Here is a 16,842-nt window from a genome sequence, read left to right as displayed (position 1 = left end):
TATCGGGGCGCGGCACGAAACAACACGGGCAACAAAAAGGCACGCGATCCCGATGAAGGATCGCGTGCCCTTGCTCAAGATGGAGCATCCTGTCGCGCTTGACCCGGCGTTTAGCCCGTATTGCGTAGCCCCGCGGCGACGCCGTTGATCGTCAGGTGAATCCCGCGCCGCAGACGCGCATTCGTATCACCGGCGCGGTAGCGCTTGAGGAGTTCCACCTGCAGGTGATTGAGCGGATCGAGATACGGGAAGCGGTTCTTGATCGACCGTGCGAGCAGCGGGTTATCCGCCAGCCGCTCGGTCTTGCCGGTGATCTCCGAGAGCGCCTTCGACGTGCGCTCCCATTCACCGACGATCCGTTCGAACACGTGCTTGCGCAGCTTCTTGTCGGTGACGAGCTGTGCGTAGCGCGACGCGACCGCGAGATCGGTCTTGGCCAGCACCATGTCCATGTTCGACAGCAGGTTCGAGAAGAACGGCCAGGTCTTGTGCATCTTCTTCAGCAGGTTCAGACGCCGTGTGCGTTCGGCTTCAGACGGTGCGCTGTCGAGGTGCGCCGCGACAGCGCTGCCGAAGCCGTACCACCCGGTCAGCAGCAGACGGCACTGGCCCCAGGAGAAGCCCCACGGGATCGCGCGCAGGTCTTCGATCTTGCGCTGCTTCGGATCCTGCAGCTTGCGCGAAGCCGGCCGGCTGCCGATGTTCAGCTCGGCGATTTCGGAGATTGGCGTCGACAGGAAGAAGTAGTCGGTAAAGCCGGGCGTTTCGTACACGAGCGCACGATATGACGCCATCGCCGTATCCGAGAGCTGCTGCATCGTCTCCTCGAACGCGGGCAGTTGCGCGGGCGCATTGCCGTGCGGCAGCAGGGACGCTTCGAGCGTCGCGGCCACCACGGTTTCGAGATTGCGCCGGCCGATCTGCGGATTGCCGAACTTGCTCGCAATCACTTCGCCCTGCTCGGTGAGACGGATCTGGCCATCGACGGTGCCCGGCGGCTGCGACAGGATCGCCTGGTAAGTCGGGCCGCCGCCGCGGCCGACTGTGCCGCCGCGGCCATGGAACAGACGCAGCGTCACGCCGCGCTCGTTGAAGAGCGACACCAGCGCCAGTTCCGCGCGATACAGCTCCCAGTTCGACGTCAGGAAGCCGCCGTCCTTGTTGCTGTCCGAGTAGCCGAGCATGACTTCCTGCTCGCCACCCTGATGTTCGATCAGCGAGTCGACGCCGGGCAACGCGATCAGATCGCGCATGATATGCGGTGCGTCGCGCAGATCGGGAATCGTCTCGAACAGCGGGATCACCATCAGGCCAGCTCTCGCCGGCTGTTCCGGATTGCCGAGCAGGCCCGTCAGCAGGCCGGTTTCCTTCTGCAGCAGCATCACTTCGACCAGATCGCTCACTGTCTCCGTATGCGAGATGATGTAGTTGCGCACCGCGCGCGGGCCGAACTTCTCGCGCGTCACACGTGCCATTTCGAGCACGCCGAGTTCGCTCTTCGCGAGATCGGAGTACTCGGCAAACGGCAGGCGCAGCGGGCGCGGCTGTTCCAGTTCGGTGAGCAGCACGCGCAGCTTGTCGGCTTCGGAGAGCGCCGCGTAGTCGTCCTCGACACCGGCGCGCATTAACAGCTCGGCGATCACGGCCTCGTGGATGTCCGAGCTTTGACGCAGATCGATGCTGGCCAGATGGAAGCCGAACACTTCGGCGGCCCGCGCGAGTGGCGACAGGCGCGGCGTGGCGAGCGAGGCGCCGTGATGCTCGGTCAGCGAATCCATCAGCACGTGCAGGTCGCGCGCAAATTCCGAGGCGTCGGCGTATGGCGTCGCGCGCACCGGCTGCGCGCCGCGGCCCGCGCTACGAACGGGCACGACGCCTTCACCGAGGCGGACCCGCGCGCTCGCGGCGAGCCGCGTGTACATGCCGATCAACGCGCGACGGTACGGCTCGTCGACACGATGCGGCGACTGGTCCGGCGAGGCCGCCGCGAGTTCCTTCAGCGCATCGCTCGCGCCTGAGAGCAGGTTCGACACCGACAGCTCGGCGCCGAGCTTGTGCACCTGTTCAAGATAGTGTTCGATGATGACCGCTGCCTGGCGCGTGATCGCTTCTTCGAGCGTCGCGGCGCTGACGTTCGGATTGCCGTCACGGTCGCCGCCGATCCAGCTGCCCATCTGGAAGAACGGCGGCAGGCGCGCCGACAGGCCGTGCTCGGCGAGCGCGGCTTCGATGTCGGCGTACAGCGCCGGGATTTCTTCGAGGAAGGTCGCACGGTAATACGACAACGCGTTTTCGATCTCATCGGCGACCGTCAGGCGCGCGTCGCGCAACATCCGCGTTTGCCAGAGCGATGTCACGCGGGCACGTAGCATCGCTTCGTTGCGTGCGCGTTCGCGCTCCGTCAGCGGCTGGTCGCGCTCGGCGAGGAGGCGGGCGAGGTCGTGTTCGGCGTCGAGAATGCTCTTACGCTGCACTTCGGTCGGGTGGGCCGTCAGGACGGGCATGATCAGCGCATCGTTGAAGAACTGCTGCAGCACGGGCGTTGGCGCGGCTTCGGCGTCCATCAGCCGTTCCAAAGCGTACGCGATCGTGCCGGGCCGCGCCGCCGCGCTGGCCAGCGCGTGAATACGGTTGCGACGATTGCGATGGCGGTCTTCGGCGATGTTCGCGAGATGCGAGAAATAGCTGAATGCACGCACGACGCTCACGGTCTGTTCCGGGCTCAGCGAGCGCAGCTTCTTTTCGAGTGTCTGCGCAGCGGCGCTGTCGTCTTCGCGACGAAAGCGCACGGCAGTCTGGCGAATCGTCTCGACCACGTCGAATACCGCGTCGCCTTCCTGTTCGCGCACGACGTCGCCGAGCAGCCGTCCCAGATAGCGGATGTCCTGGAAGAGCGGCTGATCCTTGTCGTCGCGTGTGCGGCCACCGGTTTTTGCCGGTGCCGCGTCCGCGACCGGCGCGAGCGCGGCGGCGTCGGCATAGTCATTGGCGGCGCCATTTTGTTCCATGGCGTTCGCCGGCGTCCGGGCGTCGTCGGGCGCAGTACGGCTCGCGCCCGCTTTGGTGGGTTTCAGGCCCTTCGCGGGTTTAGCCTGTTTTGCGCCTTTGGCAGCGGCCTTGGTGGCGGCTTTATTGGCTTTTGCGGATTTGCTCGCTTTGGCCGGGGTGGCCTGAGTGGCGTTCACAGTCGTCGAAGCATTGAGCGATACAGTGTTGCGGCGGGCAGGGCGCGCCGATCCGGAAGACGTCACGATGGGTTTCCTCAGGGAAGCCAGGGTCTATTGATGATGGACTGCTGTTACGAGCCAACTGCGCAGGCGAGCTGCGCTCGCTGTCGTGCGCCGGTATGCGCCGGGGCACGACAGCGCGGGGACTGCCGGAACGACATGCACGCGCGGATGCATTCGAGGAAGGAAATGGCTCGCCCCACGGTCCGCCGCATTGCATCATCCCGCATGCTGGCGCATGGCGCGCGAACGACCGTGCGTGAAGCATGGGGGCGGATACAGCGGCAACGCCCGGGACGGGCCCGTCTCCTCCATCGATGCCCGCCAGTACGGCCATCTGGCCGAGTTAGAGACTCTGGCGTGCGTGCTAACATTGATTGTTATTCGATCCCGTCTTCCAAAGACCTTGCAATGAGTTCCGAGACCAATTCAGCGCTACCCCGCACGCTTGTGATCGCTTCGCGAGAAAGCCGCCTTGCCATGTGGCAGGCTGAGCACGTGCGGTGTGCGCTGCACAAATTATATCCATCTTGCGACGTAAAAATCCTCGGAATGACAACACGTGGCGATCAGATTCTCGATCGCACGCTTTCGAAGGTGGGTGGCAAGGGGCTCTTCGTCAAGGAACTCGAAAACGCGCTGGCCGATGGCCGCGCCGATCTGGCGGTCCATTCGCTCAAGGATGTGCCGATGGAACTCCCCGAAGGCTTCGTGCTTTCCACGATCATGGAACGCGAAGATCCGCGCGACGCATTCGTGTCGAACACCTATGACTCGCTGGCGGCGCTGCCGGCCGGCACCGTCGTCGGCACCTCCAGCCTGCGGCGCGAGGCCATGCTGCGGACCCGTTATCCGCACCTCGTCGTGCAGCCGTTGCGTGGCAATCTCGACACGCGGCTCGCGAAGCTCGACCGCGGCGACTACGCGGCGATCATCCTGGCGGCGGCCGGCCTCAAGCGGCTTGGCCTCGCTGAGCGCATCCGCGCGCTGCTTGATCCCGAAGACAGCCTGCCCGCCGCGGGCCAGGGCGCGCTCGGCATCGAGATCCGCGCGGATCGAGCTGACCTCGCCGGGTGGCTTGCGCCGCTGCATCACGAACACACGGCCGCGGCGGTGGAGGCTGAGCGGATGGTGTCGCGCGCGCTGGGCGGCAGTTGCGAGGTGCCGCTCGCGGCTTACGCAACCTGGCATGACGGCGCGCTGCATCTGCGCGGTATCGTCGCGACGCCCGACGGCCAGCGCGTGCTGCACGCACAGGCGTCCGCGCCCGCGCCAACAGTCGGCGCTGCGATCGAGTTGGGGCGCGAAGTGGCAGCCCAGCTCGCAAGCCAGGGCGCGCTCGACATCGTCCGCGCGCTCGCCACCGCGAGCGGCAACGCATCCGGCGCGTGATGTCATCCAGCGCGCCGCCAGAAGCGGGCATCGATCCTCCTGCCGGCGTGGTTGCACCGGTGTTCACCGTCGTCGTTACACGCCCGGCCGGGCAATCGGCCGGACTGATCGGGCTGCTCGCTGCGGCAGGCGTGGAGACGCTCGAGTTCCCGCTGATCGATATCGCCGACGTCGAGGACGCCGGTCCGCTGCGCGCCGCACTGGCGTCGCTCGAAAACTTTGCGCTGGTGGTATTGGTTTCGCCGAATGCGGTCGATCGGGCGTTCGCCCACCATGACTCGATCTGGCCGCATGCGCTGCCGGTTGGCGTGGTCGGGCCGGGCAGCGTTGCGGCGCTCGCGCGCCATGGCGTCGAGGCGCCTGCGTATCGCGTGATCAGCCCGGACGTCGCGCCCGATGACGATGCCGCGCGTTTCGATTCGGAGGCGCTCTTCGCGGCGCTGGAGGCCTCGCTCGGAACCAGCGGTTTTGAAGGGCGGCGTGTTCTCATCGTGCGCGGCGACGGCGGCCGCGAATGGCTCGCGGACCGGCTGCGGGAAGCGGGCGCGCAGGTCGACACGGTCGCGGCTTACCGGCGCATCGTCCCCGAGCCGTCAATCAGTGCCTGGGCGCGCGTGCACCGGCTGTTGTCCGGCGAGCCGCACGCGTGGCTCCTCACCAGTTCCGAAGGGGTGCGCAATCTCGACGCGCTCGCGCAGGACCACCTGACCGCCGGCGAGATCACGCAACTGAAACACGCGGCGCTCGTCACGCCACACCCACGCATCGCGCAGACCGCGCGGGGAGTGGGTTTTGATAGGATTACGGTGTCAGGTGCGGGCGACGAGCGTATCGCCCGCTCGTTGCTTGCTTCCGCAGCTTCCGTTACTTCCGTTGTTAAACCGGTACCGTCCAACCCGGCTCACTCACGCATGACAGAATCGAACGCTTCCACGAACGCCCCAACCTCGCCGGCTGCCATGCCTCCGTTGCCGCCGAACCCTCCCTTCACGCCCTTCGAAGCGCAGAAGCCGCGCAGCATAAGCGGACCGCTGCTGTGGTTCGTACTCGTAGTGGTGATCTGCGCGGTGGGTGTCGGCGCGTTCGCGTTGAATCGCAAGGTCGATCGTATGGAGCAGCAGCTGGCGCAGCGCCAGCAGGCCAACGACGCACTCACCGCCGCGCTGAACGTGAAGACGGAACAGGCGCTCGCGACCGTGCATCAGTCCGATTCGCAGGTGTCGCAGCTCGAGGGCAGGCTTGCCGATGCCCAGGCCGGACAGCAGGCGTTGCAGCAGCAATACGCGGACCTCGCCCGTAACCGCGACGACTGGACGCTCGCCGAAGTCGGGCAGATGCTGTCGGCCGCAAGCCAGCAGCTGCAGCTCACCGGCAACACGCAACTTGCGCTGTTTGCCCTGCAAAGTGCGGACACGCGTCTCGCGGCATCGGATGGCGCCCAGGTGATCGCGGTGCGCAAAGCCATCGCGCAGGACATCGACAAGCTGAAGGCCGCGCCGTCCACCGATCTCACGGGCCTCGCGATCAAGCTCGACAACGCGATCGAGCAGATCGACGCGCTCCCGCTTGCGGGTGAGGCACCGATCGGCCACGCCACTGCGCACGCCGCCACGCCGCCCGATTCGACGAAGGTCGCGGCCGCAACCGGCGAGCCGCGCTGGAAGGTGTTGTGGTTCGAATTCACGAAGGGCGTCGGTGAACAGTTGACGAGCCTCGTTCAGATCCGCCGCATCGACAATGCCGATGCGATGCTCGTGTCGCCCGATCAGGGCTACTTCGTGCGCGAGAACCTGAAGCTGCGCCTGCTGTCGGCGCGGCTTGCGCTGCTGTCGCGCAACCAGACCACGCTCAAGTCCGACCTGCGTGCGGCTGACGTCGCGCTGGGACGTTACTTCGACAACGCGTCGAAGCGCGTGCAGACGGTGCGTGAACTGATCAAGGACGTCGATACAGGCTCGGCCGCCGTCGAACTGCCGAACCTGAACACGAGCCTGCAGGCTATTCATCAATACCGGAGCCGGGGGTAATCATGGCAATCCGGGGACTCCTTTGGCTGGCCTTCCTGTTCGTGATCGCGGTCGTGCTGGCGACAGCCGGCCGCTTCGACACCGGCCAGGTGCTGCTCGTCTATCCGCCATACCGCGTCGACATCTCGCTGAATCTGTTCGTCCTCGGTTTGATCGTGATGTTTATCGTGCTGTACGCACTCCTGCGCGCCATCCGCAATATCTGGCGCATGCCGCAACGTGTCGCGGCCTTCCGCGCACGCTCTCGTGTCGCGAAGGCGCATGCGGCATTGCGCGATGCGATCGGCAATCTGTACGCGGGCCGTTTCTCGCGTGCGGAAAAGGCGGCGCGCGATTCGCTCGCGAACCCTGACAACAAGGGCGCGGCCGGTCTGATCGCCGCAAGCGCGGCACACCGTATGCGCGAATATGCGCGCCGCGACGAATGGCTTGCTCAGATCGACGAGGCCGACCTGCAGGATGCGCGTCAGATGGCCACCGCCGACATGCGCGCCGACGGCCGCGACGCGGACGGTGCGCTGGAAGCGCTCAAGCAGATGCAGACGCAGGGGGGCCGGCGCATTCACGCGCAGCAGATCGCACTGCGCGCCCAGCAGCAGTTGAAGAACTGGGGCGAGGTGCTGAAGCTCGTGAAGACGCTGGAAAAACGCGAGGCAATTCATCCGGCAGTCGCGGTGCGGCTGCGTCAACTGGCAGCCGAGAATCTGCTGCGCGACCGTCGCCACAATGCGGATGCGCTGCTTGAACTGTGGCATTCCCTGTCGGCGACCGAGCGGCATTCGCCGCGTCTTGCCGATCTGGCGGCCGAGTTGCTGATCGCGTTGAACCGTCCGAACGACGCGCGCAGAATCGTCGAGGAAGCGCTCGCGCAGAACTGGGACGCGCGCCTGCTGCGGCGTTACCCGGATACCGCGGGCGACGACGCGCTGCCGCTCATCCAGAAGGCCGAGGCGTGGAAGAACGAGCGCCCGGAGGATGCGGATCTGCTATTCGCGCTCGGAAGGTTGTGCCTGCGTCAGCAGCTTTGGGGCAAAGCCCAGTCGTTCCTCGAAATGGCGCTGAAGCTCGCCGACAATGAGCCGCTGAAAATCCGCTCGCATCGGGCGCTCGCGCGGTTGCACGAGCAGTTGGGCGATACCGCCAAGGCGAGCGAGCACTATCGGGAAAGCGCGCTGGCGATGAATGTGGTTTGAGCTGTTCTGGAAGGTGAATTGAAACAAGCCTCCGGTGGATTGAATCCCCGGAGGCTTGTTTCTTTCGACGGCTCGCGTCGTTGTTTCGATTCGCTGACTCGCTTCTGCAGGCGCGGCGCGTGCAATCAAGCGCCTGGGAAGGTTGCGGGCAACGTAAGCGCTATTTGTTCACGACCCGCGCGGGCACACTGATCGCCAGCAGGCCGCCGAGAATCATGCATCCGGCCAGCAGGTACATGCCGGAGTCGTTGGCAGCCCTCACCTGTTTGAGCCAGCCCACCGCATAGGGGCTCAGAAAGCCGGCGAGATTGCCGAGCGAATTGATCATCGCGATGCCTGCCGCGGCGCCTGTGCCGGCGAGAAAGGCCGTCGGCAGACTCCAGAACAGCGGCAGCGTCGTGAGGATGCCCATCGTCGCGAGCGTCAGCGCGGTCATCGCGAGTAGCGTGTTGTGCGCCCAGACAACCGATAGCACCAGCCCGATCGCTCCCGCGAAAGCCGGCAATGCGACGTGCCAGCGACGCTCGCGCATGCGGTCCGCGCTGCGCGCGACCAGCACCATCGCGACCACGGCCGCCGCAAACGGGATCGCCGACAGCAGGCCGATCACGAACGCGTCGGTGACGCCCGTCGCCTTGATGATGGTCGGCAGCCAGAAGCTCACGCCATAAAGCCCCATCACGAACGAGAAGTAGATCAGGCTCATCAGCAACACACGCGGACTCGACAGGACCTTCCTGATCGGCATGTCATGCTTGGTCGCGTCTTCCGCGGCGATGTTGCGTTCGAGCAGTTGCCGTTCCTGGTCGGTCAGCCACTTTGCCTTGCTGATCCGGTCGTCCAGCATGAAGAACACCATCACGCCCACGATTATCGAAGGCACCCCCTCCAGCAGAAACAGCCATTGCCAGCCATGCCAGCCGTTTGCGCCATTGAACGTCTTCAGGATGTAGCCCGACACCGGGCCGCCGATCACGCCTGAGAGCGCAATCGCCGTCATGAACCAGGTCGTCATGCGGCCGCGCCGATGCGCCGGATACCAGTACGTGAGATACAGGATGATGCCGGGGAAGAAGCCTGCTTCGGCGAGACCGAGCAGGAAGCGCATCACGTAAAACATCGTCGGCGTGGTAACGAACATCGTGAGCATCGAGATGACGCCCCACGATGCCATGATCCGCGCGATCCACACGCGAGCACCGACCTTGTGGAGGATGATGTTGCTCGGAATCTCGAAGATGAAGTACCCGACGAAGAAGATACCGGCGCCAAAGCCATAGACGGCGTCGCTCAAACCGAGGTCGGTGGTCATCTGCAGCTTGGCGAAACCGACGTTGACGCGGTCGAGATACGCGACCACATAACACAGCATCAAAAGCGGCGTGAGCCGCCATGCGACCTTACGGTAGGTCGCTTCTTCGAAGGTGGAAGGCGGCGCGCCGGCGCCGGGATGGTGTAGCGGATTCGCGGGACTGGCCATGGAGTCTCCTCATTTTTTCTAGGTAAAAGAAGTGCCGTGTCTCGCGCATTCTATACACGGTTCATACGAATCCCCGGCATATGGCGCCGGGGAAAACACCGAGATGTGACGGCCACACGAACACAGAGCGTCGCATGTTGCCGTGCGACGCGAGATGCAGGACGAGACGCAGGGCTAGACCCAAGGCTAGACGCAGCGCCCGCCGTCGACTTCGAGGCACACGCCGGTGATGAACTCCGCTTCGTCCGAGGCAAGATAGAGGCACGCATTGGCGACATCCTGCGGGGTGGAGAAGCGACCGAGCGGAATTCCCGCGAGAAAGCGCGTGCGGTTTTCCGGCGTGTCCTCCACCCCCATGAACTCTGAGAGCAGGGCGGTTTCGCCCATCACCGGACTGACGCAATTCACGCGAATCCGCTCTGGCCCGAGTTCAGCGGCGAGCGCCTTGCTCGCGATGATCACGGCGCCCTTGCTGCCGTTGTACCAGACGAGCCCGGGGCGGGGACGTACGCCCGCCGTCGACGCGATATTGACGAACACGCCGCCGCCTCTTTCGCGGAAGTACGGCACGAACTGCTGCACGCTCCAGTAGATACTTTTCACGTTCACCGCGTAGACGCGATCGAACTCGGCTTCAGTGATGTCGAGTACCGGTTTGTTCCGGTGTGTTGTGCCGGCGTTGTTGACGACGATCTGCACGCTACCGAAGTCTTCGAGTGCCGCTTCGCGCAGCAACCGCCAGTCATCGCTCTTCGTGACGTCGCCGGCCACGGCGATCGCCTTGCCACCCGCCAGCGCGATCTCGCTTGCGACACGTTCGGCTGCCGCGCCGTGCAGATCGTTGACGACGACGTTCGCACCCTCGCGTGCATAGGTTTTTGCAATGCCTTCGCCGAAACCCGAGCCGCCACCTGTCACGATGGCTGTCTTGCCTGTCAACCGCATGATGTCTCCTGTGTTTTGGTCAGTGTTCGAACTGCAGTGATGTGAAGCGTGCCGGCTAGCCGTGACGGATCGCGACCGTTTTCAGAACCGTGAAGCCGTACAGCGCCTCGAAGCCTTTCTCGCGTCCGTGGCCGGAATGCCGGACGCCGCCAAACGGCAATTCGACGCCGGCGCCGGCGCCGTAGTTATTGATGAAAACCTGGCCGGAACGCACCCGGCGTGCCAGGCGTAGCTGACGCGCGCCGTCGCGCGTCCAGATGCCGGCGACAAGCCCGTACGGCGTGCCGTTGGCAAGCGCGACGGCTTCGTCCTCGCTGCTGAATGACATGGCGGCAAGTACCGGGCCGAACACTTCTTCGCGCGCGAGCCGGTGAGCGGGCGGCACGTCGCGTAATAGCGTCGGCGCCTGATAGAAGCCCGTTTCGGGCGCTTCGCTGACGACTTCGCCATGGGCGGCCATCGCGACGCCGTCGTGCTGCGCGTCGGACAGGAAGTCCCACACGCGTTGCTGCTGCTTCGCGCTGATAAGCGGCCCGCAATCGAGATCGGCCTGCGACGGCCCGACGCGCAGCGCATTGAACGCCGTGACCAACCGGTCGAGCAAGGGCTCGTAGATCGCGCGATCGATCAGCACCCGGCTGCCTGCCGAGCAGGTCTGTCCTGCGTTCTGCACGATGGCCGAGACCAGCACGGGCAGCGCGGCGTCGAGGTCCGCGTCGGCAAACACGATTTGCGGCGACTTGCCGCCGAGTTCGAGCGTGACGGGCACATGATTGTCGGCCGCCATCTGCGTGACGAGCTTGCCGGTTTCCGGCGATCCGGTAAACGAGATGTGATCGATGCCCGGATGACGTGCGAGCGCCGCGCCCGCTTCGTGTCCATAACCGGTGACGACATTCAGCGCGCCCGCCGGCAACCCAGCTTCGGAGGCCAGTTCGGCGACGCGCAGCACCGTCAGGCACGCGTCCTCGGCGGGTTTCACGACGCATGCGTTGCCCGCCGCGAGCGCCGCGCCGACGCTGCGGCCGAAGATCTGCATCGGATAGTTCCACGGCACGATATGGCCCGTGACGCCGTGCGGTTCGCGGATCGTGAAGACCGTGTAGCCGGCCTGGTACGGGAGCGTTTCGCCGTGCAGCTTGTCGGCGGCGCCCGCGTAGTACTCGAAATAACGCGCGAGCGCCGAAGCATCCGTGCGCGCCTGCTTCAGCGGTTTGCCGGTGTCCCGCGCTTCGAGCTTCGCGAGTTCTTCGTGACACGCGGTGACGAGCATCGACAGCCGGTAAAGCACGCGACCGCGTTCGGCGGCGCTCGCCGCGCCCCATGTGCCCTCGAAGGCACGCCGCGCCGCCTGCACGGCACGGTCGACATCGGCGGGAGTGCCGCGGGCGAGCCGCGTGAACGGCTGGCCGTCCGACGGATCGACGACGTCGATCGCCTCGCCGCCCGCAGGATTGATCCATTCGCTGCCGATGAAGTGTTTCGCTTCTTCCATGCATGCTCCTGGTTGAAAAGCCACAGACAGGGCGAGCCGACAGCCGAACCGCCGGATGCAACGGCCAGCGATTGGCGCGGGCGGTGCGGACGCCGCCGGGACTTCCGGATCTGACCGGAAATACCCGGAAGCAACTCGCAGGACGCAGAACGATTATCGCGCCGATCCCGCGCCGGGTGCCATCGGCCGATTGGCTATAATGGCGCATTCCGCACGGTTCGCGCCGCGTCGCCGCGCGTGAGGTGTTATCCACGCCTCATGCGCGTGATGCACCTGATGTCTGTCAGGTGTCGCGCCGTACGTCCTGCTCCGAATTTCATCCCGACCAGAGAACGCTCATGAGCTTCAATCACGTCCCCCCAGGCAAAGATCTCCCGCAAGATTTCAACGTCATCATCGAAATCCCCGCGCAAAGCGATCCGGTGAAGTACGAAGCCGACAAGGATCTGGGCCTGCTCGTCGTCGACCGCTTCATCGGCACGGGCATGCGCTATCCGGCCAACTACGGCTTCATTCCGCAAACGCTGTCCGGTGACGGCGACCCGGTCGACGTTCTCGTGATCACGCCGTTTCCGCTGCTGGCCGGCTCGGTGGTGCGCGCCCGCGCGCTCGGCATATTGCAGATGACGGACGAATCGGGCGTCGACGCGAAGCTGATCGCCGTGCCGCACGACAAGATCTGCCCGATGACCGCTGACCTCAAGTCCATCGACGACGTGCCGTCGTACCTGAAAGACCAGATCAAGCACTTCTTCGAACAATACAAGGCGCTCGAAAAGGGCAAGTGGGTGAAGGTGGACGGCTGGGCGGGCATCGATGCCGCGCACAAGGAAATCAGCGAAGGCGTGGCGAACTACGGGAAGTAAAGTTTTCGCCTCGCGCGGCTTTCGTTATTCCAGCCAGCCTCGCGCCGCAGTATGGAAAAACCGCGCGTGCCCCTAACGGGCCGCGCGGTTTTTTTTACGCCGCTCTGGAGGCGTCGGTTTCCGCGGAAGCGATTTCGGAGTCGGGCTCCGACTTCTGCTCCTCGTCGGCAAGAGGCGCGGGCAACACTGATTCAAGTGAGCGGACCCCTGCCGCGAGCGCGCGCTTTTCGACTGCCGGAAGCCGCTTGACCCAGTACTCGGCGCGCGATGCGCTGGAGCGGTCGGCCAGTTCGAACCACGCCAGCAACTGCCGGGGTTTGCGCGAACGCGTGTAGCGCGCGCCGGTGCCGCTGACATGCTTGTCGAAGCGCGCCTGAACATCGGTGGCGATGCCCGTATAGACGCTGTCGTCTTCGCATTCGATCAGGTAGAGAAACCACGGCATGGCGGCGATGAAAACGTAAGTCGTCGAAAGTGAGGGCGGCGCGGGCGCAAGTTTCCCACAGAAACCCGCCGCCGTAACCTGCTGCTGTCGCCTTCGGTTTGTGCTTCAACCGGCCCTGCACTCAGCCCTTCATTCGGCCCTTCAACCCGCTCTTCGATCAGCTCTTCAGTCAGATCCTGAACGGATTGTGCTCGCGCAGTTCATCGACGTAAGCGTGGATGTTGTTCGTTTCCCCTTCGAGGAATCGCGCGACCGCATCCGCGAAAGCGGGATGCGCGAGCCAATGCGCCGAGCGCGTGACGGTCGGCAGAAAACCACGCGCCATCTTGTGTTCGCCCTGCGCGCCGCCTTCGAACGCGCCGAGCTTTTCCTCGATGCAGAATTCGAGCGGCTGATAGTACGCGGTCTCGAAGTGCAGGCACGGCACGTGTTCGAGTGCACCCCAGTAGCGTCCATACAGCGTGCCGCCGGTCGCTGCGTCGCGCTGGTACACCACGAGCGAACTGGCGATCGGCTTGCCTTCGAACTCGGCGATCACGAGCAACAGGTTCTCCGGCATCGACTCGCCAATCATCCGGAAGAAATCGAGGTTCAGATAGGGCGTCGAAAAATGCTCCCGGTACGTCTGCCGGTAGCATTTGCTGAAGAAGCGCCAGTCGGCGTCGGTGGCGTCTTCGCCGCGCACGCGCCGGAACCTGATGCCCGCGTCGTGCACCTTGCGGCGCTCGGCGCGAATGTTCTTGCGCTTCTTCTGTTCGAGCGTCGAGAGAAAATCGTCGAAGTGGCGGTAGCCGTCGTTGAGCCAATGAAACTGCACGCCTTCGCGCTGCATCATCCCGAGGCCGGTGAGCGCATCGGCTTCGGTTTCGGTCGGGAACAGCACATGCAGCGATGAGACATCCGCCTGTTCGGCAAACGCCATCAACGTCGCGGCGAGGTGGCGCAGCGCGTGTTCGCCCGTCGCGAGCAGGCGGTTGCCCTGCACGGGCGTGAACGGCACCGCGCACAGCAGCTTGGGATAGTAGGGCACGCCGTTGCGCTTGTACGCATCTGCCCAGGCCCAGTCGAACACATATTCGCCGTACGAGTGCCCTTTCAGGTACAGCGGCGCGGCCGCTTCGAGGCGCCCTGTGCGCGCGTCGGTGAGCGTGACGAACTGCGCGGCCCAGCCCGTATCGGGGGCGGCGCAGCGTGTCGCGTGCAGCGCACTCAGGAATTCATGGCGCAGAAACGGCGTGGGTTGCGTCTGCCGCGCGAGAAGTGCATTCCATTCGGTGGCATTGACCTCGAGCGGCGACGCCAGAATGCCCGTGCGATAATCAAAGCGTTCCTGATTCAATCTGTGTGACCGTTCCACTTTGTTCGACCTTTAACCGCGTGGTATGCGGCCCGTCGTCCGTGTTGTCCGTTGTCCGTTCATCGAACTACTGTTGCCGCCGTCGCCGGCAAGCCGCGGGCTTGCCTCCCGGCCTTTGCTCCTGCCATGAAGACCCGAATCGCTCTAGCCCAACTCAATGTCACCGTCGGCGACTTCGCCGGCAACGTCGCGAAAATCGTCGACGCGGCGCGTGCTGCGCACAACGATGGTGCGAAGCTGCTGGTCGCGCCGGAACTCGCGCTGTCCGGTTATCCGCCAGAAGACCTGTTGCTGCGTCCCGCGTTCTACACGGCGAGCGCTGCGGCGCTCGCCGATCTCGCCGCACAGTTGAAGCCCTTCAAGGGCCTGCATGTGATCGTCGGGCATCCGCATCGCGACACGGCGAACGGCCATGGTAATGCAAACGCGCCAATCGAGCGCGGCGTACCGCCCGTCGATACGTTCAACGCGGCGTCGCTGATCGTCGATGGCACCGTTGTCGGTACGTATCGCAAGCAGGATCTGCCGAACACCGAAGTCTTCGACGAGAAGCGCTATTTCGCCACCGACCCGCAGCCGTTCGTGTTCGAACTCGATGGCGTCAAGTACGGCGTGGTGATCTGCGAGGACGTGTGGCATGCGTCGGCGGCGCAGATCGCGAAGGCGGCGGGCGCGCAGGTGCTGCTGATTCCGAACGGCTCGCCGTATCACCTGAACAAGGAAGCGGTGCGCGTCGACATCCTGCGCGCACGCATCCGCGAGACCGGTCTGCCGATGGTCTACGTGAACATGGTCGGCGCACAGGATGAGCTCGTGTTCGACGGAGGCTCATTCGTACTCGACGGCCAGGGCGACGTGGTGGCAAAGATGACGCAGTTCGAAGAAGGGTGCGCGATCGTCGAATTCGACGGCGCGGCCCCGGTGCCTTCGACGATTGCGCCGGAGCTGCCGGTCGAAGCGCAGGTCTACGCCGCGCTCGTGATGGGCGTGCGCGACTACATCAACAAGAACGGTTTCCCGGGGGCAATCATCGGCCTGTCGGGCGGCGTGGATTCCGCCCTGGTGCTGGCCGTCGCGTGCGATGCGCTGGGCGCGGACCGGGTGCGCGCGGTGATGATGCCGTCGCGCTATACCGCCGACATCTCCACCACCGATGCGGCCGACATGGCTCGCCGGGTTGGCGTGCGCTACGACGAAATCGCCATCGCGCCGATGTTCGACGCGTTTCGCGCCTCGCTTGCGGACGAATTCGCCGGCCGCCCCGAAGACGCCACCGAGGAAAACATCCAGGCGCGCATTCGCGGCACGCTGCTGATGGCGCTGTCGAACAAGTTCGGCTCGATTGTGCTCACCACCGGCAACAAGAGCGAGATGGCCGTGGGCTACTGCACGCTGTATGGCGATATGGCCGGCGGCTTCGCGGTCATCAAGGACATCGCGAAGACGCTCGTTTATCGCCTGTGCCACTACCGCAACATGGCGGCCACGTTCGGGAAGCAGGACATCATCCCGGAGCGGATCCTGACGCGCGCGCCGTCGGCGGAATTGCGAGAGAACCAGACCGACCAGGACAGCCTGCCGCCGTACGAAGTGCTCGACGCGATCATGCGCATGTATATGGAGGAGGACCGGTCGCTGGCGGAAATCATCGCGGCCGGCTTTGCAGCCGAAGACGTGAAGCGCGTCACGCGCCTCATCAAGATCAACGAATACAAGCGGCGTCAGGCACCTATCGGCATCCGCGTGACGCATCGCGCGTTTGGCCGCGACTGGCGTTATCCGATCACGTCGCGCTATACGGAACCCGTCGAATGAGATCGCTGGACGTGAGATACGTGCGCTTGACTACTCGCAATGCGTCTTGCGCGGCGTAGAATCAAAAGCATTCATCTGGTTTTCAATCTGTTCAATTTCTGACCCTCGACGAGGTACGCCATGAAGCGCATCACAGCAGTCATCAAACCATTCAAGCTCGACGAAGTGCGTGAGGCGCTCGCCGAAGTGGGGCTGACAGGCCTGACCGTGACGGAAGTGAAGGGCTTTGGACGCCAGAAGGGTCACACAGAGCTGTATCGCGGCGCGGAGTACGTTGTCGATTTCCTGCCGAAGGTCAAGATTGAAGTGGTTGTCGCCAACGACCAGTGCGATCAGGTCATCGATGCGATCATCGGCGCGGCGCGCACCGGCAAGATCGGTGACGGCAAGATCTTCGTCGCGGACGTCGAGCGTGTGATCCGCATCCGCACGGGTGAGGAGAACGAAGCGGCGGTGTGATGCGGCTCTTCCCGGGGCAGCGTCGTTCGATCACAACAACTGATACTGATCCGGGCTGACCTCGCTGGATATCAGACATCGCCACTGCACCAACCCGGTGCGCGCCTATTCTTTAGCCACAATAAAAAACGGTGCGATACC

The 16,842-nt window shown here is 64.5% G+C and carries 12 protein-coding genes; 6 read left to right on the top strand and 6 right to left on the bottom strand.

What is annotated here, in order from left to right; translation table 11 throughout:
- Positions 1-110: 110 nt before the first annotated feature.
- On the bottom strand, positions 111-3,251 hold the full coding sequence (gene ppc / locus B0G77_RS00775) for a phosphoenolpyruvate carboxylase (protein WP_133660425.1): 3,141 nt from the start codon (positions 3,249-3,251) through the stop codon (positions 111-113).
- Between the two features lie 387 nt (positions 3,252-3,638).
- Between ppc and hemC the strand changes: the two genes are divergently transcribed.
- The 3 genes from hemC to B0G77_RS00760 are packed head-to-tail and all read left to right on the top strand — an operon-like array spanning position 3,639 to position 7,839.
- Complete coding sequence (gene hemC, locus B0G77_RS00770) at positions 3,639-4,619, top strand: hydroxymethylbilane synthase (protein ID WP_133660424.1); 981 nt, start codon at positions 3,639-3,641, stop codon at positions 4,617-4,619.
- Complete coding sequence (hemDX, locus tag B0G77_RS00765; protein ID WP_133663977.1) at positions 4,619-6,646, top strand: fused uroporphyrinogen-III synthase HemD/membrane protein HemX; 2,028 nt, start codon at positions 4,619-4,621, stop codon at positions 6,644-6,646. The genes hemC and hemDX overlap by 1 nt, the downstream gene beginning before the upstream one ends.
- Positions 6,647-6,648: 2 nt before the next feature.
- On the top strand, positions 6,649-7,839 hold the full coding sequence (locus B0G77_RS00760; RefSeq protein WP_133660423.1) for a heme biosynthesis protein HemY: 1,191 nt from the start codon (positions 6,649-6,651) through the stop codon (positions 7,837-7,839).
- 160 nt (positions 7,840-7,999) lie between these two features.
- Here B0G77_RS00760 and B0G77_RS00755 read toward each other — a convergent pair whose 3' ends face one another.
- From B0G77_RS00755 to B0G77_RS00745, 3 genes are all read right to left on the bottom strand, one after another.
- The gene (locus B0G77_RS00755; RefSeq protein ID WP_133660422.1) at positions 8,000-9,319 is read right to left on the bottom strand and encodes an MFS transporter; all 1,320 of its coding nucleotides are present in this window, start codon (positions 9,317-9,319) and stop codon (positions 8,000-8,002) included.
- A gap of 186 nt (positions 9,320-9,505) precedes the next feature.
- Complete coding sequence (locus B0G77_RS00750) at positions 9,506-10,264, bottom strand: SDR family oxidoreductase (protein ID WP_133660421.1); 759 nt, start codon at positions 10,262-10,264, stop codon at positions 9,506-9,508.
- Between the two features lie 55 nt (positions 10,265-10,319).
- Positions 10,320-11,759 carry an aldehyde dehydrogenase family protein gene (locus tag B0G77_RS00745; RefSeq protein WP_133660420.1) on the bottom strand — a complete coding sequence of 480 codons (1,440 nt, stop codon included), beginning with the start codon at positions 11,757-11,759 and terminating at the stop codon, positions 10,320-10,322.
- A 338-nt stretch (positions 11,760-12,097) separates the two neighbouring features.
- On the opposite strand from B0G77_RS00745, the gene ppa reads away from it, so the two are divergent.
- On the top strand, positions 12,098-12,625 hold the full coding sequence (ppa, locus tag B0G77_RS00740; RefSeq protein WP_133660419.1) for an inorganic diphosphatase: 528 nt from the start codon (positions 12,098-12,100) through the stop codon (positions 12,623-12,625).
- A gap of 94 nt (positions 12,626-12,719) precedes the next feature.
- Here the strand turns inward: ppa and B0G77_RS00735 are convergent, their stop codons facing one another.
- Both B0G77_RS00735 and B0G77_RS00730 read right to left on the bottom strand, forming a co-directional pair.
- The gene (locus B0G77_RS00735; protein WP_133660418.1) at positions 12,720-13,070 is read right to left on the bottom strand and encodes a GIY-YIG nuclease family protein; all 351 of its coding nucleotides are present in this window, start codon (positions 13,068-13,070) and stop codon (positions 12,720-12,722) included.
- 169 nt (positions 13,071-13,239) lie between these two features.
- Complete coding sequence (locus B0G77_RS00730; protein WP_133660417.1) at positions 13,240-14,409, bottom strand: GNAT family N-acetyltransferase; 1,170 nt, start codon at positions 14,407-14,409, stop codon at positions 13,240-13,242.
- 144 nt (positions 14,410-14,553) lie between these two features.
- Here B0G77_RS00730 and B0G77_RS00725 point away from each other — a divergent pair, with 144 nt between their 5' ends.
- Both B0G77_RS00725 and glnK read left to right on the top strand, forming a co-directional pair.
- A complete protein-coding gene (locus B0G77_RS00725; protein WP_133660416.1) occupies positions 14,554-16,242 on the top strand; it encodes an NAD+ synthase in 1,689 nt (562 codons plus the stop codon).
- Between the two features lie 120 nt (positions 16,243-16,362).
- Positions 16,363-16,701: a P-II family nitrogen regulator gene (glnK, locus tag B0G77_RS00720; protein ID WP_007587958.1), complete on the top strand. Its 339-nt coding sequence runs from the start codon at positions 16,363-16,365 to the stop codon at positions 16,699-16,701.
- Positions 16,702-16,842: the final 141 nt, after the last annotated feature.

The sequence above is a fragment of the Paraburkholderia sp. BL10I2N1 genome, assembly GCF_004361815.1.
Taxonomy (GTDB): domain Bacteria; phylum Pseudomonadota; class Gammaproteobacteria; order Burkholderiales; family Burkholderiaceae; genus Paraburkholderia.
This window is presented reverse-complemented; position numbering and strand designations above follow the sequence as displayed.

Excerpts from the sequence above, each read along its gene's own strand:
- B0G77_RS00745 (WP_133660420.1), bottom strand. The coding sequence starts at position 11,759 with ATGGAAGAAGCGAAACACTTCATCGGCAGCGAATGGATCAATCCTGCG.
- B0G77_RS00755 (WP_133660422.1), bottom strand. The coding sequence starts at position 9,319 with ATGGCCAGTCCCGCGAATCCGCTACACCATCCCGGCGCCGGCGCGCCG.
- B0G77_RS00735 (WP_133660418.1), bottom strand. The coding sequence starts at position 13,070 with ATGCCGTGGTTTCTCTACCTGATCGAATGCGAAGACGACAGCGTCTAT.
- ppa (WP_133660419.1), top strand. The coding sequence starts at position 12,098 with ATGAGCTTCAATCACGTCCCCCCAGGCAAAGATCTCCCGCAAGATTTC.
- hemC (WP_133660424.1), top strand. The coding sequence starts at position 3,639 with ATGAGTTCCGAGACCAATTCAGCGCTACCCCGCACGCTTGTGATCGCT.
- B0G77_RS00760 (WP_133660423.1), top strand. The coding sequence starts at position 6,649 with ATGGCAATCCGGGGACTCCTTTGGCTGGCCTTCCTGTTCGTGATCGCG.
- glnK (WP_007587958.1), top strand. The coding sequence starts at position 16,363 with ATGAAGCGCATCACAGCAGTCATCAAACCATTCAAGCTCGACGAAGTG.
- B0G77_RS00725 (WP_133660416.1), top strand. The coding sequence starts at position 14,554 with ATGAAGACCCGAATCGCTCTAGCCCAACTCAATGTCACCGTCGGCGAC.
- hemDX (WP_133663977.1), top strand. The coding sequence starts at position 4,619 with ATGTCATCCAGCGCGCCGCCAGAAGCGGGCATCGATCCTCCTGCCGGC.
- B0G77_RS00750 (WP_133660421.1), bottom strand. The coding sequence starts at position 10,264 with ATGCGGTTGACAGGCAAGACAGCCATCGTGACAGGTGGCGGCTCGGGT.